This is a genomic window from Sphingobacterium phlebotomi, assembly GCF_008180195.1.
In the GTDB taxonomy this organism is placed as follows: domain Bacteria; phylum Bacteroidota; class Bacteroidia; order Sphingobacteriales; family Sphingobacteriaceae; genus Sphingobacterium; species Sphingobacterium phlebotomi.
In genome coordinates, this window is record NZ_VTAV01000036.1 from 1 (window position 1) to 3,173 (window position 3,173).

General features: G+C 37.2%; 4 protein-coding genes. All 4 read right to left on the reverse strand.

The features are described 5' to 3' along the window. Window positions 1-62 precede the first annotated feature (62 nt). Window positions 63-881 carry a hypothetical protein gene (locus tag FXV77_RS21785; protein ID WP_148921358.1) on the reverse strand — a complete coding sequence of 273 codons (819 nt, stop codon included), beginning with the start codon at window positions 879-881 and terminating at the stop codon, window positions 63-65. Between the two features lie 179 nt (window positions 882-1,060). Beyond that, window positions 1,061-1,861 (reverse strand): hypothetical protein, encoded by an 801-nt coding sequence (locus FXV77_RS21790; protein ID WP_148921359.1) that lies wholly within the window; start codon window positions 1,859-1,861, stop codon window positions 1,061-1,063. 30 nt (window positions 1,862-1,891) lie between these two features. Then, on the reverse strand, window positions 1,892-2,833 hold the full coding sequence (locus FXV77_RS21795) for a hypothetical protein (protein ID WP_148921360.1): 942 nt from the start codon (window positions 2,831-2,833) through the stop codon (window positions 1,892-1,894). A 7-nt stretch (window positions 2,834-2,840) separates the two neighbouring features. Continuing rightward, window positions 2,841-3,173 (reverse strand): hypothetical protein (locus FXV77_RS22255; protein WP_222867857.1); only part of this gene is annotated, 333 nt, incomplete at its 5' end.

Consider the following 3,173-nt stretch of genomic DNA (forward strand, 5'->3'; position numbering starts at 1 on the left):
TTTTTTCTTCTTTGCTCATCCAGCAAAGCTACAGACATCATAATATTGTTCATAGACGTGGACTATAGGGCGGATACAACACTTCCGTCTTTATGGAGTCTGGCGTATATTCTTATGTTTGATTTCACCGGACCTCTACTGATCCGTGCGGGCACCCAGCGCTTAGGCTCTTTCAATGTTTGCGTTCTTTGTGAAGAATTTAATGCATTTTTTACAGCATCGGAAAATGCAGATCGCCCACCAGCTTCTAGAATTAAACTACTCATATCTCCACTTACATCAATTACGCAGCGAAAAACAATAATTGAATCAATCTCAGCTGGGGAATTGATTTCGGCAAACTGCTTTTCTATTGATAAAGAGAGCTTTTTCAAATCGCCAAAATATTTTGCTGGCACTCCTAACTTGTTTCGATTAGGAACATTGTCTTGCATATCCTCCCCCAAACATTCCAGTCTAAAATCAAATATCACGGAATCTTTGCGAATAACTGTTCGAAGTTGTTTACTGTTTAGATATTGTTTGGTCCTTCCATAAATATTCTGAACATCTAGTTTGGGCTTTAAAAAGTGAATACTGTTCTTATATTTTTTTTTGAACACATATACATCCCCATCAAAATTCATATCGTAGTATTCACTACTCCAGAATTCATTATCTGGTTCTTGGTAGCGTAATCGTATTTCATGAAGTTCGTTGTTCTGGAATACCCCCCATATTTCCTTCAGTTTTTCTTGCTTTAAGAAAAGGTAGTTATTACTAGTATCCGCAATAGCGATACGGAGACTAGTAACATTTTTCTGTTGATTAACGAACTGTGCTACCAAAAAATAAGTTGACAAGAAAAAGAAGTTTAAAAGTAAAAATATTTTCCGTTTCATCGTAGATGGTATTGACGATTATTAATTTTTAAGCTTGTCCGGACAAAATTCTCCGTATTACACTTAAGGTTTCGGATCCTTATAACGCTAGTATTGTCCCTCGTGTTATAAAGCTGTATATCGCTTGTGATGATATAATGTTCCATCTATATATTATATCGTTACGTCAATCTTCTGCACTAGTACTTCGTCTTGGCAATTGGAGTATAAGTTCCCCCCGCTGTTGTTATCTGGCAACTTCCTTCTTTTAATGTGACAAAAAATTTAAGTGCGCTACGGACAGGTCTGCCGCCTTGTATTGCTGGCCGCCAAAAATGACCGGACTGTTGAAGTTTTTTTAATATAGTTTGTTCCACAGCTGTGCGAGTTGCTCTTACTGCTTGGACATCTGTTAAACTACCGGTTTTTTCTATTATTCCTTGAAAAAAGAGATTTATATTAAGATCATTGTTCTTAAAAGTTTTCTCACAGTATTCTTCGATCTCACGGATTATGCTATCTCCTTCTCCAAAGATTATATGTTTCTTTCGATCAAAAATAATATTACCATCTGAGCAAGATTGAAAAAATTTATAGTGTATCGAATCTTTATAAATTGTAGACACAACTTTGTAATCTGCATTATAACTTTTAAGTTTCTCGAAGAACTCTAATTTATCTCGTGAAAAAACAGGCAGATCTAACTTATATTCTTGATAGAAATAATGAATATCTCCTTCAAATTTTAAATCCATGTATTGCACTAAGTATGACTCCAACTGATTATTATTATTTCCAGATGGCTTTTTATAAAGATCTAAATAATGGGGAATGCCATTTATATACTCAACATCTACTCGTACGACATCTGGGTAAGATTCAAATATTGCCTTAAAATTTTCATTTGCAAATTTTCCCTCCCGTTTTAGTATTTGCTTATTTTGTGGATAAAGATCAGGGATAAACGTTATAAACGCTAAGAAGAATATGACATATTTCATATAGACCTAATAATGTAACAAATTACTAACCTAGAAATTTCTTTTATAGTACACAACTCGTTGGCTATCGCCTGGAGCTGGCGGTAATTGCGTATTGACAAAATCTGTCTCACTATCAACGACGTAGACCTTTGAGGTATCAGATTTTTGAGAATAAGAGCCATCTGAATTAACGATAGCAGAATGAGCTAAAAACTCTACTCCTCCTTCTGTTTTCCAAATTACCGCATAATCGGCTTCTGATCTATCAACTTCCTTATATAAAGTATCGCTTTTCAATAAATCCTCAAAAGAACCTAATTCGTTGGGAGTAGGATCGAATCCCGATTGGTCTGACCAAAAAGCATCATTAAACCATAACTCTCCATCACCAAACGCATATCCATGACAATTAGACATATATTGTTCAAGATCATCAGTTACAATATTTCCGTTTATATCTAAAACTTCTTTAACTCTAAAAGCTGTTATATCTTGGTCACCGACCTTTATAATCACTTCTTCCAAAATTACCTTAACTTTCATATCCTCAGGTAAAGAAGACGAACTTCTATAATCAACATGAGATTGGTTGTCTGTAACAGTCATAACAATATTCCCATCTTCATCTCTTTCCCAAGGGTCGTTGTTCTCTGTATCATCTTCGTCATTATTGCTATCATCATTAGCTGGTGGTGGGGTATATATCGACCCGCCTCCGCCACCTCCCGAACCTCCTCCTGTATCAGACCAACCCCCACTGTCAGAATTATCATCCTCCCAACCATCGTGGGGATCATCTCCGCCCCAATCCCACGGATCATCATCCGGATCTGGGCTACCCGGCGGTGGTGGAACATCGACTCCCGGCAGCTCACCACCGTCAATCGTACCATCACTATAGCCACCCCGCAGCCGAAACAACTCGTTTCTCGGCAATTCTTCCACATTACTCGAAATGTCGAAAAAATCTAAAATTGGTTGTCTTTTCATTCTGTGTTCATTTATAGTTTTTAAATCGTCCGTTCTCGTCCGTATCTATAAAAACCGTCATTTGTCGGACGGAGTGCTTTTTAAACTTATGGGACCAGGAGAATATCTTTATTTCATCACGCCAGCGTTTGTACATCGTATCGAGAATATTTACTCCTTTATTGGGCAGATAGTACTGCGCGCCTTCAAAAGTTGTTTCCACAAGGGGATAATACGTGTCATAATGAAATTCGTAACCGTCGTTTGTGAACGCATAGTTCGTTTCTCTATCGGTCTCCACGATCCAGATGTCCACAAAAGGAAATGTATATTCAAAGCCTTCAACTTTATATCCTCCGGG

Bases quoted from the DNA above. Each gene is read 5' to 3' on its own strand.
- FXV77_RS21785 (WP_148921358.1), bottom strand. From the start codon at position 881: ATGAAACGGAAAATATTTTTACTTTTAAACTTCTTTTTCTTGTCAACT.
- FXV77_RS21790 (WP_148921359.1), bottom strand. From the start codon at position 1,861: ATGAAATATGTCATATTCTTCTTAGCGTTTATAACGTTTATCCCTGAT.
- FXV77_RS21795 (WP_148921360.1), bottom strand. From the start codon at position 2,833: ATGAAAAGACAACCAATTTTAGATTTTTTCGACATTTCGAGTAATGTG.